A 20,638-nucleotide genomic window follows, 5' to 3' on the forward strand; every position below is an offset into this window, starting at 1 on the left:
CTGTCCCGCTGCTCCCGCAGGAGTCTCGCACTTCCGCTCCAATCAACCTTAAATAGTTTCGTTTTAAAAACAACAATATTTTTACGAAAAGAGCCTTTCATTAAGAAAAGGGACAAGTGAATATAGATTGTCACTTAGAGTTATTTAATTTCATCTATAAACCCAATTTCCCCTTCATAACTTTACCAATCTTCATTGTTTAATCCATTCTTTATATCCTGATATATGTGTTTCATTAGCTATAGATGATCCCCACTCTGTTTGATTGTTTCTTTCATCAGGTTTAAAGTGTCCATTTTTGATGTTCGTCAGTCCTATTGAAGAAAATATAGCTATGATTAATAGAGAGATAAACTTAAAATGATTTTTACATAGTTTTTGTTCATTTGTTTTTTAATCTTGAGATAAGTAATCAAAGTCAGCTTCTTGAAAGGTAGGAAGTTGTTCTTTGATATTTAATTTTATCAAGTTTTCTTGTACATAATTTCGAATACTCATCATGTCAAAAGGAAAATCAAAAACAAACTCTTCTTCTACTTTTAAAGTATGTACATGATAAGAGCACTGATGTTTCATCCCTAAAAGATCTTCATTGTAGCTTAGTACGTCTTGATAAGATAAGTCAGATAATTCGAAATTTGATAAAAGATAGACATCTATAAACTTATCTTCTACATTCTTTAGATTTTTATTTTTATCATGTATTAGTAAAAATGCATTTTGTTCTTCATCGGACAATTCTACTTGAAAAAATTAGGGATTTTTCAATCTCATTAATCTTTTAAATCTAGCATTAATCGCTCTAATTTTAATCAATCCTTTTCATATTTCATATTTAAAAAATAATAGCTTTCCACTGATTTGAAGTGTAAAACCAAAAGTAATACCTAGAGTAATAGTCAACAGTAATCATTATAGAACTCAATTGGAAATTTCATCGTGTTCTCTTTAATTCGTTTAATTTAGTTTTGCGTTTAATTTGAATGAAAAACAAACTGTGCAGGGCAAGTTCGATTCAACTTGTCTCCTGCACTTGTAAGCTCATTTAGTAAATTCACTTCTCAGAAGGTAGACGACATCGTATTCCTTTAACTCTTCCATATGACGATCCATGTCATTGTAAAAACCATTGGAAAGTGTATGTATTCCTTCATCTCGGCTTGAATAACAAATACTCGCCAACGCAAGCTTTTTTGTGTTGTTTATATTGAATTTACTAGGACTGCCCCAAACGCTGGAACCCTTTTCAGCAATGGTTTCAGGATAGGTGGCTGTATACGTACCATCGTCGTTTTGAATGCTGATGTTGAACATCGATAGATTTTGGCCATCAACCGTTTTGGAAGTCGTAAAGATGATTGTCCCATTATCTTTGACGGCAGTTGTCATGCGTCCCATTTCAGGTGCGACAAGTTTACCAAATTCATATTTTTCGACCCAGACGGCCATCTTCTTGTATGTATCATCAACATTGAAATCGACAAGAAAGAAATGTTCACTTGTATTCTCAAGGATGGCTTTTTCCCTTGCTGATAACTCAGGAACTGAAAGGGTATTCTCGGGTTTTGGATCATCAGCCTTACAGGCGGCTAAAGAAAATGAGAGCAGGGATATGATGATGGATAATATGATCTTTTTCATGTATTTCACCCCCTTGATAGTATTAACCTAATTAAACCCAATTATTAAATATTATAACATTTAAGAGTCGGAACGGGGTAAAAGGCAAGCGATCGGTGCACTTACCTTTTTTGCATTTAGAATGGCTGTGAAAGTGCATTATTGGCAACATCCACGTCATTTTGAAGCAATTGGTTTAAGTTGTAAGCAGGATAGAGATTTCTTTCATAAAGGTAGTTGAAAATCTTGAAATGGATATCGATGGCTCCATTTAAATGTTTAATAAATACCTTTCGAAGGGAAGGGGTGGCTGTTTCAGAAATGGCACCTGCATAATTTTTGATGGATGTTTTGGCAAGCCCCAGCAATTCTCCGGCAGCAGCGGCCGATGCTTCATCCCTTAATACATCGCCATCCAGGTCCGTCTTAGGTGTCAATGGGTAAAATTGCAGCAATTCCATGATGTTTTGGGCAAGGGCATCAATGGTTTGCCTGTAAATCGTTTTTAGAATGGGGTCCTGTATTGTCGGATAGGCTTTTTTCAATTTAATAAGGGTAATGGACTGGGCTGCGACCAATTCATGAAGTTCCAGTGTTTCATGCCAAGCAAGATGTGAATGGGTGGGTTTCATATCAATTCCTTCTGTACAAATAATCTTGATACGTTATTCGAACAGTTGGCTATAGGTAAGTTGTCTAATGAAATCATTTATGGAAAAGGCCCTTCGCTCACATTCATAGTTTAAAAGGATTGCGCCCCTGGCTTCCATACGCTTTTTCCGGAAAGAGGGGCGGCTTTACCGTATTAATGCTGATGGGGCTGAATGCATGAAAGATGAATGGAACATCCTCAACCATGATTTATTGATATTGCTCGAGAACAGAGAAAAACTTTTTGGCAAATTGGTAGAAAAGTTCTTCCGATGGTGCCAATTCCCTGTTTTTTGGTGTAATGATGCCAACAGTCCGTTTGACTTCAGGGGTGTCGATCGGGATTTTGACAGTCAGTCTTGGAGTGACTTCATAAAAGGTACTGTCAGGGAGCAGACTGACCCCAATTCCGGCTGATACGAGCCCTTTTATGGAATCCATGTCTTCACCTTCCGAGGTGATGTTCGGTGCGAAACCGGCTGCTTTGCATGCTTCGATAGCGATACTGTGAAGGATGTATCCTTTGGGAAACAAAACGAATGGATCATTTCGTAAATCACTTAGGCGCAGACTCTTCCTTTCCGCCAATGGGTGGGTTATGGGCAGCAAAGCGGAAATGTTTTCCGTGAACAGGATATGACCTTCGATATCTGGATCGTTTATCGGGATTGGTCCAAGAAAGGCTAATCCGATTTCGCGATTTTTGACGGCTTCCTTTAAAGAGGAATAAGATCCCTGTCTTAAGTGGAACCCGATATTCGGCTGCTCATCTTTAAAAGCGGAAATGACGGTAGGCAGCAAATGGGTGGAGAGGCTGGTCGGGAACCCGATTTTAATGGTTCCGTGTTCAGGGTCCAAAAATTCCTCAATTTGATATTTGGCATATTCTATCGCTTGTATAGCCGTTTTTGCATGAAATAGAAATATTTTACCAATTGGAGTTAACTGAATATTTCGGCCGGTTTTTTCAAATAAAAGAACGCCAAGCTCATCTTCCAATTTGGAGATTTGCCGGCTGACTGCTGATTGTGCAATATGCAGGTGCACTGCGGCTTCAGAGACGTGTTCTCTCTCGGCAACTTCAACAAAATAACGTAATTGTCGTAGTTCCATTTATTCATCCTCCTACCATTCATCTCAAATTGAGATAGATTTTATTAGAATTATATATTGTTTATATCGATTTGAAAACCTAGAATAAAATGTAAGTGACATACCGGTGTAAGAATACGATGGGGGCGATTAATATGACATACAATCAAATACCAAAAGCACAAGGGCTCTACCATCCTGAATTTGAACATGATGCATGTGGGATCGGGTTATATGCTCATTTAAAAGGGCTTGCTACACATGACATCGTCAAACAAGGACTGAAAATGCTGTGCCAATTAGATCATCGCGGCGGACAAGGCAGCGATCCCCTTACAGGAGATGGTGCAGGATTAATGGTGCAGATTCCTGATAGATATTTCAGGCTGGCATGCCCGGAGATGAACTTGCCGGCAAAAGGACGCTATGGAGTAGGCATGCTCTTTTTCTCTAACAACGATGATGAGCGGAATGAAATCGAAGCTCGTTTGAATGCATTTATCGAACAAGAGGGCCAAACGCTATTAGGCTGGAGAACGGTTCCTGTTGATGCAACGAAAATCGGGGAGGTCGGCAAGGAGACATGCCCGACGATCCGCCAAGTATTCATCGGGGCAAGCGTTGGGATGACAGATGATTTAGCTTTTGAGCGTAAATTGTTCATTATCAGAAAACAAGCTGAAAACTGGGCTCGTGAACGCGGCAATCGTTTTTATTTTGCCAGCCTTTCAAGTACTACGATCGTATACAAAGGATTGTTGACACCAGAGCAGGTGGATGCCTTTTATCTTGACCTTCAACAGGAGGATTTCGTTTCTGCTTTCGCTTTAGTGCATTCACGCTTCAGCACGAATACTTTTCCTAGTTGGGAACGGGCACATCCAAACCGTTACCTGATCCATAATGGCGAAATCAATACGCTTAGAGGTAATGTGAATTGGATGAAAGCGCGTGAGCAGCAGTTTGTTTCAGAAGCATTCGGGGATGACCTGCAAAAGGTCCTGCCTATTTTGGATATAGACGGCAGTGATTCCTCGATTCTTGATAATGCACTTGAATTCTTCGTGCTTGCAGGGCGTAAGCCGGCACACGCGGCCATGATGCTCATTCCAGAACCGTGGACCGAAAATCCACATATGACGAAGGAAAAGAAGGCATTTTATGAATATCATAGCATGCTCATGGAGCCATGGGATGGTCCGACGGCCATATCCTTTACGAACGGCAAACAAATCGGGGCCATCCTTGATCGAAATGGTTTAAGGCCGGCAAGGTATTATGTGACAAAAGATGATTACATCATTTTCTCCTCTGAAGTCGGCGTGATCGATGTGGAGCCGGAGAATGTATTATATAAAGACCGTTTAAGCCCAGGCAGAATGCTTTTAATAGATTTAGAGGAAGGGCGGATTGTTTCCGATGAAGAAATCAAGTCCGAAATGGCCCAGGAAAATCCATACCAGCAATGGCTGGACGAACAGCTTGTCCAATTAAGTAATGAAGAGCCAGTGATTGAAGGGGAGCCATTGAATGATTTGTTATTCAGGCAAAAAGCGTTCGGATACACATATGAAGATGTCCAAAAATATTTATTGCCGGTCATTAAGGAAGGCAAAGATCCACTGGGCAGCATGGGGAATGACATTCCGTTAGCGGTCTTATCCGATCGCCCGCAATCGCTCTTCAACTATTTCAAGCAATCCTTTGCCCAAGTTACCAACCCGCCAATCGATTCGCTTCGTGAACAGATCGTCACATCAACGATGACATTTCTAGGTGCGGAAGGGGATTTACTGAAACCGGATGAAACGAACAGCCGCCGCATTCAATTGGATTCACCTGTATTGACGCCAGGTCAAATGCAGCAGTTGAAAGAAAATGCCTTTCCGGAATTCAGAAGCAAAGTCATCCACACTATATTTTCAGAAGATTTAGAGAACGGACTCGATCGCATCTGCCGTGAAGCGGAACAAGCGATCGCTGATGGTGTCAGCCTTTTGATATTATCTGACAAGGATATGGGCAAAGAAAAGGCTGCGATTCCTTCCCTGCTGGCTGCGAGCTCCCTTCATCAAGAGCTGATCCGTCATGGGAACCGTACGAAAGTGAGCATTATCGTTGAATCGGGGGAAGCAAGGGAAGTCCATCATTACGCATCCCTTATCGGGTATGGAGTGGATGCGATTTACCCGTACCTTGCTTATGAAACATATAAGCAGGCTGTATTGGAAGGCAGTTTAGCCATCAGCTACGAAGAAACGGTAAGGAAGTATGTAAGATCGTTGACAGAAGGCATCGTAAAGGTGATGTCGAAAATGGGCATTTCCACGATTCAAAGTTATCGCGGCGCACAAATTTTCGAAGCGGTCGGAATCGGCGCTGACGTAATCGAACGTTATTTCAGCGGTACGGCATCACAGCTTAGTGGGATAGATTTGGAAACGATAGCGGAAGAAGCGTTGATTCGCCATAGGAAGGCTGCAGCTGATTCGTATGATCAAACTCTTGAAAGCGGTAGTGATTTTCAATGGAGAAAAACAGGGGAACACCATGCGTTCAATCCCAAAACGATCCATACACTGCAATGGGCCTGCCGGAAAGGCGATTATAATTTATTTAAGCAATATTCAAACTTGGCGAATGAAGAGAGACTTGGTTTTTTACGGAATTTATTTTCGTTCGATCAAAAGCGCCAAAGCATTTCAATAGATGAAGTGGAATCCGTGGAATCCATCGTCAGCCGATTCAAAACGGGCGCTATGTCATTCGGTTCATTGAGTCAGGAAGCACATGAAACACTAGCGATTGCAATGAACCGTTTAGGCGGAAAAAGCAATAGCGGTGAAGGCGGGGAACACCCTAGCCGTTACCAAGTGGATGAAAACGGCGATAACCGCCGCAGCGGGATTAAACAAATTGCGTCCGGTCGTTTTGGAGTGAAAAGCCATTACCTTGTAAATGCCGATGAACTTCAAATCAAAATGGCGCAAGGTGCAAAGCCAGGTGAAGGCGGCCAGCTGCCGGGGAACAAAGTATATCCTTGGGTCGCAGAGGTACGTGGTTCCACACCAGGTGTCGGCCTGATTTCACCGCCTCCGCATCATGATATCTATTCGATTGAAGATCTGGCACAGCTGATCCATGATTTGAAAAATGCGAATCGTGATGCCAGGATCAGCGTCAAGCTTGTATCAAAAGCAGGCGTAGGCACGATTGCAGCCGGTGTGGCCAAAGGAGCCGCGGATGTCATCGTTATCAGCGGGTATGATGGCGGAACGGGTGCTTCACCAAAAACAAGTATCAAACATACCGGTCTTCCTTGGGAGCTGGGCCTTGCCGAAGCACACCAAACACTGATGCTGAATGGCCTGCGCAGCCGTGTAGTCCTTGAAACGGACGGAAAGTTAATGACGGGGCGCGATGTGGTCATGGCAGCCATCCTTGGTGCGGAGGAATTCGGCTTTGCTACGGCACCGCTTGTGGTCCTTGGCTGTGTCATGATGCGTGCTTGCCATTTGGATACATGTCCAGTGGGGGTAGCTACTCAAAACCCTGAGCTTCGCAGCAAATTTACTGGAGATCCGGATCATGTCGTGAATTTCATGCGCTTCATCGCTGAGGAAGTGCGGGAAACGATGGCTGAGCTTGGTTTTAGAACACTAGAAGAGATGGTTGGCCGCACTGATGTTTTACAAGTGAGCGAGCGGGCACAAAACCATTGGAAAGCGAAGCATCTGGACTTGACGACACTTCTTTTCCAACCGGAGGGAATACGTACGTATCAACTTCCTCAAAACCATAAAATCGAAGAATCCTTGGATATCCGTGAGATTTTACCTGTTGTGGAGCCTGCTTTAAATGACCAAACCCAGGTGGATGTCAGCTTCCCGATTACCAATGTGAACCGTGTGGTCGGAACGATCGTCGGCAGTGAAGTATCCAAACGCTACGGTGAGGAAGGGTTGCCTGAAGATACGATCACACTTCGTTTTACAGGATCGGCGGGCCAGAGCTTCGGTGCGTTCATTCCAAAAGGGATGTCGATGTATTTGACAGGTGATGTCAATGACTACGTTGGGAAAGGCTTATCTGGCGGGAAGATCATTGTCACGGCACCTGCAGGCAATCAGATTGAGGCCGGGGACAATGTAATTGCCGGAAATATCGCCTTATACGGCGGAACAAGCGGCGAGGCTTACATTAATGGCCGTGCCGGAGAACGATTTGCAGTACGGAACAGTGGAGTCAATGTCGTCGTTGAAGGAATTGGAGACCATGGCTGTGAGTATATGACAGGCGGACGCGTGGTCATTCTGGGCGACGTCGGCAAAAACTTTGCGGCAGGCATGTCAGGCGGCATCGCTTATGTACTTGCTGATGATGCAGAAGAATTCAAGGCATTATGCAATGGTGAAATGATAGAATTCGAGACGCTTGATGATATGGAAGATGCAAGCAAGGTAAAAGAAATGCTTTACAGCCACCTTCATTATACAGAGAGTGCCAAGGCATCTTATGTATTGGAGAACTGGGAGGGTTTCGCTAAGAAATTCGTAAAGGTCATTCCGAAAGATTACAAACGGATGATGAAAAGCATCAATGAGCAGAAGCATGCAGGGTTATCGGATGAGGAAGCGGTCATGAGTGCATTTCAGGCGAATGCCGTTCAAGATAAAAAAATCACTAAACAAGCTGTGATGCAGTGAGGAAGGGGAGAGAAAGATGGGAAAAGCAACAGGATTTATGGATTACCAGCGTGAAAAGCCAAAAGACCGGAATCCTCTCACTCGTTTAAGCGACTGGAGAGAATATACAGCTCCTTTCTCTGATGAAAAGTTAAGTACACAGGGAGCGCGGTGTATGGACTGCGCCACCCCTTTCTGCCATATGGGCATGGAGTTGAACCGGGTCACCACGGGCTGTCCGATTCATAATCTGATCCCGGAGTGGAATGATTTGGTTTACCGCGGCAGATGGAAAGAAGCATTGGACCGTTTGTCGAAAACGAATAATTTTCCTGAATTCACAGGGCGCGTTTGCCCTGCCCCATGTGAAGGGTCTTGTACGGTAGCGATAAGCGATCCTGCCGTTACCATCAAGAACATTGAACGGACCATCATTGATAAAGGATTTGAAAATGGCTGGATCACACCTCGCATCCCTGAGAGCAGGACCGGCAAGAAAATTGCCATCATCGGTTCAGGCCCGGCAGGATTGGCGAGTGCCGACCAGTTGAATCAAGCAGGTCATTCGGTCACGGTTTATGAGCGCTCAGACCGTGCAGGCGGGCTGTTGACATACGGCATCCCGAACATGAAACTTGAAAAGGAAGTCGTTGCACGCCGAATCAAATTATTGACCCAGGAAGGCATCGATTTCATTACCAATACAGAAGTAGGCAAAGATATAACAGCCGAAGAACTGCAAAATCAATACGATGCAGTCATCCTGTGCACAGGTGCCCAAAAGCAGCGTGACCTGGAAATTGATGGCCGCGGGGCATCAGGCATTCACCTAGCAATGGATTACTTGACCACTTCGACTAAAAGCCTGTTGGACTCCAATTTTGAAGACGGCAAGTTTTTAGATACTAAGGGGAAGGATGTCATCGTCATCGGGGGCGGGGATACAGGAGCTGACTGTGTCGCGACGGCCCTTCGCCAGGAATGTAAGAGCGTCGTACAATTCGGGAAGCATCCAATCCTTCCGACGGCCCGTACATCAGATAATATGTGGCCTGCCTACCCGAATGTATTTTCCCTTGAATATGCATATGAAGAAGCGGAAGCGAAATTTGGTGCAGATCCGCGTCAATATTCAATCCAAACAAAGAAAATCGTAGCCGATGAAAATGGCAATGTTAAAGAACTGCACACAATCTCCATGGAAAAAATCAAAGGCGATGATGGAATATACATTTTCAGGGAAATTCCGGGAACTGAAAAAGTATGGCCTGCACAATTCGTTTTCATCGCAATCGGATTTGAAGGAACGGAAATGCCACTATTAACTCAATTTGGCGTTGAAACAGTCAATCAAAAAATTGATGCCGTCTATGGCGAATACAGAACGAATGTCGAAGGCGTTTTCGCCGCCGGAGATGCAAGAAGAGGGCAAAGCCTCATCGTTTGGGCGATCAATGAAGGCCGTGAAGTAGCACGTGAAGTGGACCGCTACTTGATGGGCGCAACGGTATTGCCTTAATAGAAAAAAGAAGTGCCATATGGTGCTTCCTTTTTTTATTGTGGGAAAAGTGGAATTCACGAGTAAATGGCCGAAACTCACGAGTAAACGACCGAAACTCACGAGTAAAACGCCGAAATTCACGAGTAAAGCGCCAAAACTTACGAGTAAGTGCACGAACTTACGAGTAAGTGCACGAACTTACGAGTAAAACGCCGAAACTCACGAGTAAACGACCGAAATTCACGAGTAAAATGCCGAAACTCACGAGTGAAGCGCCGAAACTCACGAGTAAAACGCCGAAACTCACGAGTAAAACGCCGAAATTCACGAGTAAAGCGCCAAAACTCACGAGTAAGTGCACGAACTTACGAGTAAAACGCCGAAACTCACGAGTAAAACGCTGAAACTCACGAGTAAAGCGCCGAAACTTTCGAGTAAAAGCCCAAACTTGAAAAAGCAATCCTTCACCATTAAAGGATTGCTTTTTCGTACTATTTCAAGCGCTCGATGAAATCATTCATTTTATCTAAAGTCGTTATGTTCTGGTTGCATTTCATACTATCCAGGCAAATATAATTCCCTTTTTTTATGAATGTCCCTTGGACGGTTCCTTTTGTTTCGGACATGAACATCCCTATTTCTTCAAAGCGGCTGCAAATGGCACAGATTCCTTTTTTGTTGGTTGGTTTAATGGTTCCGTGCAATCCTGTGAGTTTATTATGATGGTGTGCAATGATGAATTTTTTTCCGGAACCGACATCATCCCATCCCAAGTATGAAATCTCTCTCAAATCCATGTTTTCCAACAAAGGGGCTTTTAATTTCTTTGCCTTAGGAAATAATTTTTTTATCGTTTTTTCGGTTACTTCTTTAAATGGGATCACAAATGGCTTTACCTGTAAGAGAAAGACTTCGGCCTGTGCGGGATCTTTAATGGTATCCACTGGATCCAGCAGTTGTTTTTGCTCTTCGCTCAAGTCATTGAATAAGCTTAAAACCCTTTCTTTTGCGACTGTTTTCAGGGTGTGGATCACATCCTTATCGTTGGCGGTCGCGTGTCCATTTATGAGAATCTGTGTTTGTGATTTAATGAAGTTATACTGCTCGCTTCTGATAAAAGGTTCCATTTTCTTCACTCCTGTTTCTGTTGCGCGATACTTGTCACATGATACCGTTTCTCTTTACTTTACAGAAATCATATCTGCTTTAAAAGGGGGAAAACGACTAAGAAACATACTCGGCATACAAATAGCACTGATATCATTATCAGTGCTACACATGCAATCCTATTTGGAATAAACGATTTTCTTGATGGTTTCCGCGGAGAGAAAATATTCCTCGGCTAATTGATGGATGCTATGACCATCTTTGAATGCATATTTGATAGTGGCATTTCGGTCATCGATCAGTTCCCTTGATCCCGAACGGGTTCCCCATTTGTGATGGGCCTTTTCAGGTTTAGGGATATATATGGTTTCACCTTGCACATACTTTTGAATTTCAACGATCAGCTTTTCAGGCAAAACGGCCGTCGCTTTTACATATTTCATTTCTGCCAGCCCCTTATTCTTTTTTAAGAATGAAATAAGGTGCAAAGCCAAATATTAGAAATGATAAGTCGGGCGATTAAGTTTAGCTTAATTTAACCCCATGCAAAGTATCGCCTCCAATACTAGGCTTTGCATGAGACGCTGCAGAAGGTGGCATTAATATTCTTATTGCCATCTTTACACCTCCCCTTTATGTCCCTAAAGAACACGTATTGTCATTATTATAAAATATATATGGCTGGTTGCCAAACTTTTTCCAATGTATGACGGGCTGATTGTTTGAAAATGAGCTGTGTACATGAAATAATTTGAACTGTAACCAAACTAACCATTATGGGAGCTGACTTTATGAAAGTATTCGTAGTTGGGGCAAATGGGCAGATCGGTAAACACCTGGTAGATTTATTAAAAGATAGCCCGGATCATAGTGTAAGGGCAATGATTCGTAAAGAAGAACAAAGGCAACATTTTGAGAAAAATGGAATCGAATCTGCAGTCGTCAGCTTAACGGGCTCAGTTGATGAGATTGCGAATGCGGCAAAAGACTGTGATGCCATCGTATTTACAGCGGGATCCGGAGGAAGCACCGGAGCTGATCAAACGCTGTTGATTGATCTGGATGGTGCTGTTAAAACGATTGAAGCGGCAGAAAATTTGGGAATCGACCGATTCATCATGGTGAGTGCTTTTCAGGCCAATAATCGCGAAAACTGGAATGAAGCCATCAAACCGTATTATGTGGCCAAGCACTATTCGGATAGGGCATTGTTACATAGCGATTTAATATTTACCATCATTCGGCCTGGCGGACTAGTGAACGAACCGGGAACGGGCAAAGTGACTGCCGCTGAAGAATTGGAAAGGGGTTCGATTTCACGGGAAGATGTGGCTCGAACGATTTTTGCGTCATTGACAGAGGAAAATACCTACAAGCGTTCTTTCGATTTAATCTCTGGGGATACTGTGATTGCGGAAGCATTGAGGAATATTTAACGGACAAATGGAGGCAGGGCCACTCAGGGGCGAGTGAGCTCTGCTATTCAATTCCTTCAATTTGCTTGATGACCTTCGCTGGGTTTCCAGCGACAACAACGCCATCAGGAACATCTTTTGTTACGACGGCCCCTGAGGCGACGACGGAATGACTCCCAATTGTAACGCCAGGATTGATGATGGCCCTTCCGCCAATCCATACATGATCCCCTATCGTAACCGGCTTTCCATATTCCACTCCAGAACAGCGTTCGAAGGGATCCAGCGGATGTGTGGCAGTATAGATATGCACTCCGGGAGCCAACATGCAGTCCCTGCCGATTTTCACCTCACAAACATCCAAAATGACACAATCGAAATTGGCATAAAAGTTTTCCCCGACAGTAATGTTATATCCATAGTCACAGCGAAAAGTGGGTTCAATATATATATTTGTTCCAATGGAACCGAAAAGCTGTTTCAGCAGTGAGGTTCGTTCATCCCCTTCGTTTTCGGTTGTCTGATTGTATAACCGGGTTAACTTTCTTGCATTTTCCCTATCCCTTATTAATTCCGGATCAGCAGCCATATAGGGTTCCCCGTTCACCATCTTTTCTTTTTCAGTAATCATATTTCCTTCTCCTTTTTTCTTGTATTTATATAGAATTAATAAATATCTGAATATTAAAACATTTTATTCGCAAAATAAATTGCAGTACTTTTTACTCAAATTTTCTGCTGAATCTAAATGCCTCACTCATTTTCATAAAAAGAAGTAAGAAAAGAAAGATTTTTCCGAATAATTAATGAGATAGTTTTGACAAACGTTCCATCGGATTTTATAGTTAGGAGAGTTATGTATAATTCATAGTTTCATGTAAGTACATGTTAACAGATAAGTAGAATAGACAGAAGTTCATTTAACCTTTATCGGAAATTGATGGACAACTCTTTTCTTCGTTTAAGAGAATTAAAACAATGGAGGCCTCATTATGTCACAGAAAGCACCACTTTCTTTTGTTATTGTTACAGGATTAATGCTTTTCGCTTTATTTTTTGGTGCAGGAAACTTAATTTTCCCTGCCATGCTCGGTCAATCCGCTGGGACCAATTTATGGTCGGCTAGTTTAGGATTCATCATTACTGGGGTTGGATTGCCATTCATTACAATATTGGCATTTGGTTTTTCAGGCAAAAATGATGTCCAATCGCTTGCAAGCAGGGCACACCCGATGTTCGGCATCATTTTCACGGTCGTTCTTTATTTATCATTGGGACCGCTTTTCGCTCTTCCGAGAACGGGGAGTGTATCTTACGAAATAGGGATTAAACCTTTCCTTTCCAATGACGTCGGTTTTTTACCATTGCTGGTATTCACGATCATATACTTTGGAATTGCCTGTTTATTATCGATCAATCCATCAAAAATGCTGGATGTTGTCGGAAAAATATTAACACCGTTATTATTGATTTTCATCGGGATCCTCATTGTGGTCGCAATTATTAACCCAATGGGTGAAATCCAGTCACCATCGGCAGATTATTCAGATAATTCTTTCTTTAAAGGATTTAAAGAAGGATATTTGACCATGGATACACTGGCTGGATTTGCTTTTGGGATCATTATCATTAATGTAATCAAAGATAAGGGAATCACTTCAAGAAAAGAAGTATTAGGCTTCTGCATGAAAGCCGGCTTAATAGCCGCTTCTTTGTTGGTGATCGTTTATACGGCCTTGACTTATGTCGGAGCGACAAGTGTGGAAAAACTGGGTCATCTGGATAATGGCGGAGACGTTTTGGCTCAAGCCTCACATCATTTTTTCGGACCGGCCGGTGCAGTGTTGTTGGGATTGATTGTGATCGCAGCATGCCTAACTACAAGCATTGGGTTGATAACGGCTTGTTCTACGTACTTCAATAAAATACTGCCTGTTATTTCGTATAAATCATTTGTCGTCATCTTCTCCGTTTTTAGTGCAGCTGTTGCCAATGTAGGTTTGACCAAGCTCATTTCCATTACGGTGCCTGTGTTAACGGTGCTTTACCCCGTGGCGATCGTTTTGATTGTGCTAACGTTCTTCCATTCCTTTTTCAAAGGGAAATCGGAGGTATACTTTGTAAGCTTGTTATTAACGGCCATCATCAGCATAATGGATGGATTAATGGCATCAGGAATTAAAATGGAAACTGTTTCGGATCTTTTCATTCAATACCTTCCACTATATAGTGTAGGGGTAGGATGGGTGATTCCTGCCATAATAGGCGGTTTATTGGGCTATATGATAAGCCTGATGAAAAGGGATCCTAGGGAAGCCTATTAAGGTCTTCATTAACTATATGAGAATGAACTTCAAATCATGAAAGGTGCTGTCTTGATGACAGCTATTCAGACGGTAGGCAAACTCGATAATAATTGAGTTTGCCTACCGTTTTTTTGAGGGTCTGTTGATTGGAACGTAGGGCACTCGCTTTCCGCGGGAGGTCCGACCTCGGCGCCTTTGCACCTGTGGGGCCTCCCTTTGACGCGTTTTTCCCGCAGAAGTCTCGCACACCCGTTCCAATCAACTGGAACGTTTCTCAAATAAAAAAACTGCAGGCAAACTGCTTTACTTCGAGTTTGTCTACAAACTGGAGCTGTCTTGATGACAGCTCTTTTCCTTAGTGTTTGTTTTTAATGGGAAAGAGCCTTAAAATGTTCAGAAAGGGGTGTAGGAACAAAATGATTAATCGATTACCAATAGAAATCGCAAATATATTACAAGCAAGCAAAAAGAATCCTGCTCAATTTGAGGAATTGATAAGGAGCGGCGGATATCTGCCTCCCGAGATGGAGTTGATGATAGATGCCATTACGGCCTTGAGCATGGGGAAGAATATCCTTTTGAAGGGTCCGACAGGGGCTGGAAAGACAAAGTTTGCCGAGACATTATCGAATCTATTCAACCAGCCAATGTTCAGTGTCAACTGCTCAGTCGACTTGGATGCCGAAAGCTTATTGGGCTTCAAGACATTGGCTTATAAAGATGAAAAACAGGTGATAGAATTCGTACCTGGGCCTGTGATCAATTCGATGACTCACGGTCATTTCCTATATATAGATGAAATCAACATGGCGAAGCCGGAAACACTGCCGCTTATCAATGGGGTGCTTGATTACAGAAGGACGATAACGAATCCGTTCACGAATGAAGTCATCACTGCAAAAGATGGCTTTAATGTAATTGCTGCAATCAATGAAGGGTATGTCGGTACAGTGCCACTGAATGAAGCGCTAAAAAATAGGTTTGTCGTCATTGAAGTTCCTTATATCGAAGGGGAGCAGTTAAAGCAATTGATAGAAACCAATACAAAGCTGAAGGACCCAAGAAGCATTGAATTGTTCGTTAAACTGTCGAGTGATTTGATAAATGCCGTGAATCAAGGGAAAGTGGCAGAAGATGCGGCATCGATCAGGGCTTTGCTCGATGCTTGCGATCTGAGTGTATTGATCCCGCCGAAACGGGCAATTCTCCGTTCCGTTGTGGATAAGTTGGACGAGGAACGGGAGCGTGAGTTTGTGAAGAACTTGGCTGACACATTATTCTAACTAGGAGAATGCCTCATGAAGTATATCCGATTCAATGATTCAATAATTGATACGGCCCTTTTTTTACAGCTGCAGGATCTCTCGACTGTCTTATCCGGCATTCCTGAGCTGGAATTCGAATACAATTATGGCTCTTTCATTGATCTGATCGAGTATAAGGTAACAGCCAGCCATTTTTGGGAAAACGGAAATAAGGAAGTGAAGGAAGCCGGGCTGAAAACAGACGTGCTCCTTAGGACGATAGGTACGCTGCATCATTCAACAATCCAGAGCATGAAGGAGTACCAGGACATCATCGGGGAAAGTTCGCTTCCGAAGTTTGCAGCCCAATTATTCGCTATATTGGAAGACTTGCGGTTGGAAGAATTGGTGAAAAAAGAAAGGCCAGGCACGAAAAAATGGTTTTCGGTAAGGAGGGCTTACCTTAAACAATATTTCGAAAGCCAATTAGCAACGAATGTCACAAGAAGTTTTGCACTGGATGAATTATACTGCCTCATATATTTACTGCTTCAATCCGACAGGCCGGACCCGATTTTCCCCAGGGCCAATGTACGGCAGCTGGAAGAACTGGAGAAAATCAAACCTTTCATCCATTCGGTCTTTGAAGCCAATAACACCAGTGATATCACGAGGATCTGTGAGCAAATCGTATTTCGTGTGAACGATGAGTACAAGGATACGATGAATGAATATTTCATCTTCCCAATTGCAAATGTGGAGAAGTATACAGCAAATACCTTATTTGATGAACTGACTAGAAATGATGATCTGTTGAACGATGATACAGAAGATGTAGACGAAGAAAAAAGTGAGTTCATTGATGAAAAGTTCTCGACTTGGCATCGAGAGAATAAGAACGGCGAGAATAATTCGACCTTTCTTCAATTTGAATTGGAGCAAGGAACGAAAACAAGTCTGATGGGCGGAGGTGCGCGTGAAGCGGAAGATGCCGACCAAGCACTGGCTTCGATTCAGGGCTCATCAGGGGAAAGTCAACAAAAGGAATACAATCAGCAGGAAACCCTAGAGAAGAAACAAACGAATATTGGCAAAAGTGGTGAACATCCATTTGGTGAAGAAAATAAAGACGTCGTTCAGGTAATTAAAGAAGCCAAAATACCAACACTTACTGAGGAGAAGCGCTACCGTGAGTTTGTTGCCGATATCGAACCGTTTAAGAGAAAACTCTCCAGTACAATTGAAAAGACATTGGAAAATAAAAAGAATGCACCAAGAAAAGATTTGGTTTTTGGTCGTTTATCGAAAAAATTACTGCCGCTTGTACTTGAAGAAAATCCAAGGGTCTTTTATAAAAAGAACCAGGATTCAAATGAAATGGATGCCGTATTCACATTGCTTATCGATTGCTCGGCTTCAATGCATAACAAGATGGATGAAACGAAACGGGGGGTCGTCCTGTTTCATGAAGTGCTGAAAAAATTAAGGATCCCCCACTCGATCGTAGGTTTTTGGGAAGATGCAAATGAAGTGAGAGAAGGATATCAGCCGAATTACTTCCATGTAATCCAGTCCCATTCCGATTCTTTTTATCTGAATTCAGGAGCGAAAATCATGCAGCTTGAACCGGAGGAAGACAACCGGGACGGATACAGTATCAGGGTGGCCACAATGGAATTGGAAAAGAGACGTGAAAAAAACCGTTTCTTGCTCGTATTTTCCGATGGTGAGCCGGCAGCTGCCGATTATGATCAAAATGGAATAGTCGATACACATCTGGCCGTATCAGAAGCAAGGAAAAAAGGAATAGAAGTTTTAGGCCTGTTTTTAGCGGATGGCAGCGTAGATGAAAGTGAAGAAATGACGATGAAAAACATCTATGGCAAAGAACGGTTAATGATTCCGAGTGTAGCTGAATTACCCGAACAATTTACACCGCTGTTAAAAAAACTACTGCTGAAGACCATTTGATATGAAACATAATAATAATAATAATGAAATTGGAAGTTATGATAGATGCTGATTGATAAATTGATAAACGCAGTAGGATTCAGATTTGGATCTTACTGTGTTTTTTTGTTTGTCATGCCAGTTCTTCGCAGTAAGTGAATGATTTCTTTGACGGGATTGGGGTAAACCATAGATGAGGAAGTGATCATTTTGATGAATTTAGTGTTTATGCTACTTTATTTTATAATTATTGTTCTTGTTATTGAAATATCGGTTACCTTGTTGAAATTGACTGGATTAAAAAGCACTGTAGCCAGATTTCAGGTTATCTCCATGCTTACAGGTACCGGTTTTACAACTGACGAGTCAAAATCCATTATTGATCATCCCGTTCGAAGGAAAATAAGCATGTTTTTGATTTTATTTGGTGCCTTCTCACTTGCTGTCATCATTTCATCGATTAGTACATTGCTTACAGATGACCTTCGTTTGATGGAGTTAAGCATCATTATTGGAATATTGGTGGTTTTAGCCATTTTTGTGAAAACTCCGTTCCTGAATAATAGAATATCGAATAAGATGCGCAGTGAGATGTACAATCATTATGAATTATGGGAACATCCGATAGAAGAGGTCCTATTTTTAGAAGATGAAGACGTGGTCATGGAGATTGATATTTATGAGGACTCCGAATTCATTGATGTCAAAGTGTTTGATGTCATACCACATGGAGCGGACATCAATATTTTATTTATTGAAAGCGGAGAAGTGAAAATCAGGAAAGAGTTATATGAGTATAAAATTAAATTAGGGGATAACCTCTTTTTATATGGAAATAAAAAGGAGATAGAAGACACATTTTCAAAAGAAATCGAAGTGATGAAGAAGAAAAAAAGTACACCGGAATGAAAAAAATCCCTGCCTTAATATAAGGCGGGGATTTTTTGGTGATGGGCTTCATTAATGTTTTTTATTCGGTAATTTCTGCGCGGGGTTGCCGTTACCTTGGCGGCGAAAATTGCCTTCTTCCTTTTTTTGCTGCTCTTGAATGCTCTCAACAAATTCCTTTGAACTTTTCATGGAATGGACCTCCTCCGTTATTTTCTTCTTTACTATAACCAAAAGAGGTGAAATTCATGAGTATGGAAGGGGACATTCTTCGCTTATCAACAAGGCTTCGATCAATGCAACTGCTCCAGGACCGGTTAACACAGAGTTGTTTATGTAGGGCCGCAAATTGAAGGGATGAAAAAAATGAATGCCTCCGGACGTTTAGGTGAAACGAATGACATTGCCAATGTGGTTTCATTTTTAGTGAGTAAACAAACCCAATGGGTTACGGGTCAGACGAGTAGGGCGTTTAATTTATTCAATTAAAGCAACGTAATGATGAAAGTTGCTCTAGTATTTCTTTCATTTGAATTTAACCATTCCATTGAATTGTTTGAGCGATGATAAGAAAGCGCCAGATAAGAGGAACCGGATAAAAAACAAGGGGTAAAAGCGGATCCATTTTTGCCAGGCGACTCCTGCTAATGCAATGGTGGCCATGAAATTGAATACTATTTAAATATCGTTATCTAATGTTAGAATACATAACATTTGAATATTTTGAATATTGACAAAAATAAGGGCGGTAACTATAATAATCAATAATAATATCCATGAATAAACGTTTATTGGGGTTTTGCCTATGGAACGGACAACTGCTGTCCGAGAATTATGTGAGATGCATACTCATTTACTGGACAAGGATATTCAAACTCTTGAAAACTTGTCTGCGAATTTATCGTTGATAGCCAATTTGAATAAAGCGAATGTCTTTATTGATTGTCCGGTGCTTGAAGGGAAGCATGCCATAGTCGTGGCAGAGGCAAGCGCACATTCCGTAAAATCGGTTTATGATCATCCGGTTGTCGGGAAATTTGCCTATGAGGCTTTTGAGCCGGCAGTATTTTATGTATTGCGGACCGGAAAGGACATGTTCGTGAATCGCGCATTGACTCAAGAGGGAGCGATGGTGGAGCAAAGTGTCGTTCCGGTCAAGGGGGAATGCAATCGGGTCATAGCCGTTTTGATCATGGAGAAGGTGATTCAAGAAGAACCTGAAACGTTTAATCAGTTTGGAAGGCAAGATCAACAAAATTCCTTAGTTCCCGAATTTATCGAAGAGTCCATTTTCCTGATTAATAGCCAGAACCGACTTGTCTATACGAATCCCGCCGCCATTAATTTAGTAACGGAAATATGTTTGACCGACTGTGTGTTAGGGGACTCCATTTTAAATTATTTTCCAGGCTTTGCCGATGTTCTTGCTTCAAAAGAAGAGATTTTAATGATGGAACTGAACATTGGTAAAAAGATTTTCCAAATAAGGAAGTTCCATTTAGGCAACAAGAATGCCAATGAAACGTTCATCATCATCCGGGATCTGACTGAACTGCGGGATAAAGAGAGAGAGCTGATTAGCAAGTCAGTAGCCATTCGTGAAATTCATCATAGGGTGAAGAATAATTTGCAGACTGTTGCCAGTTTACTTCGGCTGCAAATGAGGATAGGGGCCCCAGAAGAAAGCAAGCCCCATTTATTGGTCAGTTTGAACCGGGTGTTAAGCATATCGTCGGTTTATGAAATCATTTTGGCAAGCAGCCATGTCGACCACGTGGATTTATTGGAGCTCATTAAGAAAATAGGAGATATGATTGTTTGTACGGAGGATCATGCCCGTAATGTCATAAGCATTGAATATTCGGGGGAGCTTCATTCCATTGATTCCGACATCGGCATTTCCGTCGCGCTGGTGGTGAATGAGCTCATCCATAATTGTGTGAAGCATGCTTTCATGGAAGGGACGGATGGGAAGATTACTGTATGCTTTCACAAGGATGGTTCTGAATTGGAGATTCAAGTTAAGGATGATGGCATCGGATATTCGCCGGCAGTGAAACCTTCTTTGGGGCTGGATATCATCCGTATGACAGTGGAAAATGATTTGGAAGGGGAGTTTTCTATTCGCCAGATTAAAGGTGGTACCCTGGCTTCTGTAAGATTTCCATACAAGAGGTAG

The 20,638-nt window shown here is 42.2% G+C and carries 16 protein-coding genes and 1 pseudogene; 9 read left to right on the plus strand and 8 right to left on the minus strand.

The annotated features are described in order from the left end of the window. Window positions 1–393: 393 nt before the first annotated feature. The 4 genes from ACFX4L_RS20450 to gltC form a co-directional block, all read right to left on the minus strand. A complete protein-coding gene (locus ACFX4L_RS20450) occupies window positions 394–738 on the minus strand; it encodes a hypothetical protein (protein WP_377387307.1) in 345 nt (114 codons plus the stop codon). A gap of 303 nt (window positions 739–1,041) precedes the next feature. Continuing rightward, window positions 1,042–1,641, minus strand: a complete 600-nt coding sequence (locus ACFX4L_RS20455; protein WP_377406031.1) for a hypothetical protein — start codon at window positions 1,639–1,641, stop codon at window positions 1,042–1,044. Window positions 1,642–1,757: 116 nt separating this feature from the next. Next, complete coding sequence (locus tag ACFX4L_RS20460; RefSeq protein ID WP_318688226.1) at window positions 1,758–2,252, minus strand: spore coat protein; 495 nt, start codon at window positions 2,250–2,252, stop codon at window positions 1,758–1,760. A gap of 229 nt (window positions 2,253–2,481) precedes the next feature. After that, window positions 2,482–3,384 (minus strand): glutamate biosynthesis transcriptional regulator GltC, encoded by a 903-nt coding sequence (gene gltC, locus ACFX4L_RS20465; RefSeq protein WP_061465298.1) that lies wholly within the window; start codon window positions 3,382–3,384, stop codon window positions 2,482–2,484. A 134-nt stretch (window positions 3,385–3,518) separates the two neighbouring features. Here gltC and gltB point away from each other — a divergent pair, with 134 nt between their 5' ends. After that, window positions 3,519–8,069, plus strand: a complete 4,551-nt coding sequence (gene gltB, locus ACFX4L_RS20470) for a glutamate synthase large subunit (protein ID WP_377387300.1) — start codon at window positions 3,519–3,521, stop codon at window positions 8,067–8,069. 16 nt (window positions 8,070–8,085) lie between these two features. Then, a complete protein-coding gene (gene gltD, locus ACFX4L_RS20475; protein ID WP_377387297.1) occupies window positions 8,086–9,567 on the plus strand; it encodes a glutamate synthase small subunit in 1,482 nt (493 codons plus the stop codon). A gap of 473 nt (window positions 9,568–10,040) precedes the next feature. Here the strand turns inward: gltD and ACFX4L_RS20480 are convergent, their stop codons facing one another. Next, complete coding sequence (locus tag ACFX4L_RS20480) at window positions 10,041–10,676, minus strand: FusB/FusC family EF-G-binding protein (protein ID WP_377406033.1); 636 nt, start codon at window positions 10,674–10,676, stop codon at window positions 10,041–10,043. A gap of 159 nt (window positions 10,677–10,835) precedes the next feature. Further along, complete coding sequence (locus ACFX4L_RS20485; RefSeq protein WP_061465293.1) at window positions 10,836–11,099, minus strand: CD3324 family protein; 264 nt, start codon at window positions 11,097–11,099, stop codon at window positions 10,836–10,838. A 348-nt stretch (window positions 11,100–11,447) separates the two neighbouring features. Between ACFX4L_RS20485 and ACFX4L_RS20490 the strand changes: the two genes are divergently transcribed. Next, the gene (locus tag ACFX4L_RS20490; RefSeq protein WP_377406035.1) at window positions 11,448–12,092 is read left to right on the plus strand and encodes an SDR family oxidoreductase; all 645 of its coding nucleotides are present in this window, start codon (window positions 11,448–11,450) and stop codon (window positions 12,090–12,092) included. A gap of 43 nt (window positions 12,093–12,135) precedes the next feature. On the opposite strand, the gene ACFX4L_RS20495 is transcribed toward ACFX4L_RS20490, so the two are convergent. Continuing rightward, window positions 12,136–12,702, minus strand: coding sequence for a sugar O-acetyltransferase (locus ACFX4L_RS20495; protein ID WP_377386385.1), 567 nt, complete (start codon window positions 12,700–12,702; stop codon window positions 12,136–12,138). A 361-nt stretch (window positions 12,703–13,063) separates the two neighbouring features. Between ACFX4L_RS20495 and brnQ the strand changes: the two genes are divergently transcribed. The 4 genes from brnQ (at window position 13,064) to ACFX4L_RS20515 (ending at window position 18,480) form a co-directional block, all read left to right on the plus strand. Then, window positions 13,064–14,395, plus strand: coding sequence for a branched-chain amino acid transport system II carrier protein (gene brnQ / locus ACFX4L_RS20500; protein WP_377406037.1), 1,332 nt, complete (start codon window positions 13,064–13,066; stop codon window positions 14,393–14,395). 398 nt (window positions 14,396–14,793) lie between these two features. Beyond that, on the plus strand, window positions 14,794–15,660 hold the full coding sequence (locus tag ACFX4L_RS20505) for an ATP-binding protein (RefSeq protein WP_089362692.1): 867 nt from the start codon (window positions 14,794–14,796) through the stop codon (window positions 15,658–15,660). 15 nt (window positions 15,661–15,675) lie between these two features. Continuing rightward, entirely contained in the window at window positions 15,676–17,592 is a 1,917-nt protein-coding gene (locus ACFX4L_RS20510) for a vWA domain-containing protein (RefSeq protein WP_377386391.1), read from the plus strand. Window positions 17,593–17,784: 192 nt separating this feature from the next. Further along, window positions 17,785–18,480, plus strand: coding sequence for a hypothetical protein (locus tag ACFX4L_RS20515; RefSeq protein ID WP_061466258.1), 696 nt, complete (start codon window positions 17,785–17,787; stop codon window positions 18,478–18,480). Between the two features lie 51 nt (window positions 18,481–18,531). On the opposite strand, the gene ACFX4L_RS20520 is transcribed toward ACFX4L_RS20515, so the two are convergent. Beyond that, window positions 18,532–18,651 (minus strand): DUF4023 family protein, encoded by a 120-nt coding sequence (locus ACFX4L_RS20520; RefSeq protein WP_061465287.1) that lies wholly within the window; start codon window positions 18,649–18,651, stop codon window positions 18,532–18,534. Between the two features lie 97 nt (window positions 18,652–18,748). On the opposite strand from ACFX4L_RS20520, the pseudogene ACFX4L_RS20525 reads away from it, so the two are divergent. Both ACFX4L_RS20525 and ACFX4L_RS20530 read left to right on the plus strand, forming a co-directional pair. After that, a pseudogene (locus ACFX4L_RS20525) lies at window positions 18,749–18,948 on the plus strand (SDR family oxidoreductase); the annotation flags it as partial. 316 nt (window positions 18,949–19,264) lie between these two features. Next, window positions 19,265–20,638, plus strand: coding sequence for a sensor histidine kinase (locus ACFX4L_RS20530; RefSeq protein ID WP_061465286.1), 1,374 nt, complete (start codon window positions 19,265–19,267; stop codon window positions 20,636–20,638).

Origin of the sequence: Peribacillus sp. YIM B13482 (assembly GCF_042787975.1) — a bacterium.
GTDB lineage: Bacteria > Bacillota > Bacilli > Bacillales > DSM-1321 > Peribacillus > Peribacillus simplex_A.

What these genes read in the sequence shown, in the direction of transcription:
- ACFX4L_RS20455 (WP_377406031.1), bottom strand. Translation starts at nt 1,641, where the DNA reads ATGAAAAAGATCATATTATCCATCATCATATCCCTGCTCTCATTTTCT.
- ACFX4L_RS20460 (WP_318688226.1), bottom strand. Translation starts at nt 2,252, where the DNA reads ATGAAACCCACCCATTCACATCTTGCTTGGCATGAAACACTGGAACTT.
- gltC (WP_061465298.1), bottom strand. Translation starts at nt 3,384, where the DNA reads ATGGAACTACGACAATTACGTTATTTTGTTGAAGTTGCCGAGAGAGAA.
- gltB (WP_377387300.1), top strand. Translation starts at nt 3,519, where the DNA reads ATGACATACAATCAAATACCAAAAGCACAAGGGCTCTACCATCCTGAA.
- gltD (WP_377387297.1), top strand. Translation starts at nt 8,086, where the DNA reads ATGGGAAAAGCAACAGGATTTATGGATTACCAGCGTGAAAAGCCAAAA.
- ACFX4L_RS20480 (WP_377406033.1), bottom strand. Translation starts at nt 10,676, where the DNA reads ATGGAACCTTTTATCAGAAGCGAGCAGTATAACTTCATTAAATCACAA.
- ACFX4L_RS20485 (WP_061465293.1), bottom strand. Translation starts at nt 11,099, where the DNA reads ATGAAATATGTAAAAGCGACGGCCGTTTTGCCTGAAAAGCTGATCGTT.
- ACFX4L_RS20490 (WP_377406035.1), top strand. Translation starts at nt 11,448, where the DNA reads ATGAAAGTATTCGTAGTTGGGGCAAATGGGCAGATCGGTAAACACCTG.
- ACFX4L_RS20495 (WP_377386385.1), bottom strand. Translation starts at nt 12,702, where the DNA reads ATGATTACTGAAAAAGAAAAGATGGTGAACGGGGAACCCTATATGGCT.
- brnQ (WP_377406037.1), top strand. Translation starts at nt 13,064, where the DNA reads ATGTCACAGAAAGCACCACTTTCTTTTGTTATTGTTACAGGATTAATG.
- ACFX4L_RS20505 (WP_089362692.1), top strand. Translation starts at nt 14,794, where the DNA reads ATGATTAATCGATTACCAATAGAAATCGCAAATATATTACAAGCAAGC.
- ACFX4L_RS20510 (WP_377386391.1), top strand. Translation starts at nt 15,676, where the DNA reads ATGAAGTATATCCGATTCAATGATTCAATAATTGATACGGCCCTTTTT.
- ACFX4L_RS20515 (WP_061466258.1), top strand. Translation starts at nt 17,785, where the DNA reads ATGAATTTAGTGTTTATGCTACTTTATTTTATAATTATTGTTCTTGTT.
- ACFX4L_RS20520 (WP_061465287.1), bottom strand. Translation starts at nt 18,651, where the DNA reads ATGAAAAGTTCAAAGGAATTTGTTGAGAGCATTCAAGAGCAGCAAAAA.
- ACFX4L_RS20530 (WP_061465286.1), top strand. Translation starts at nt 19,265, where the DNA reads ATGGAACGGACAACTGCTGTCCGAGAATTATGTGAGATGCATACTCAT.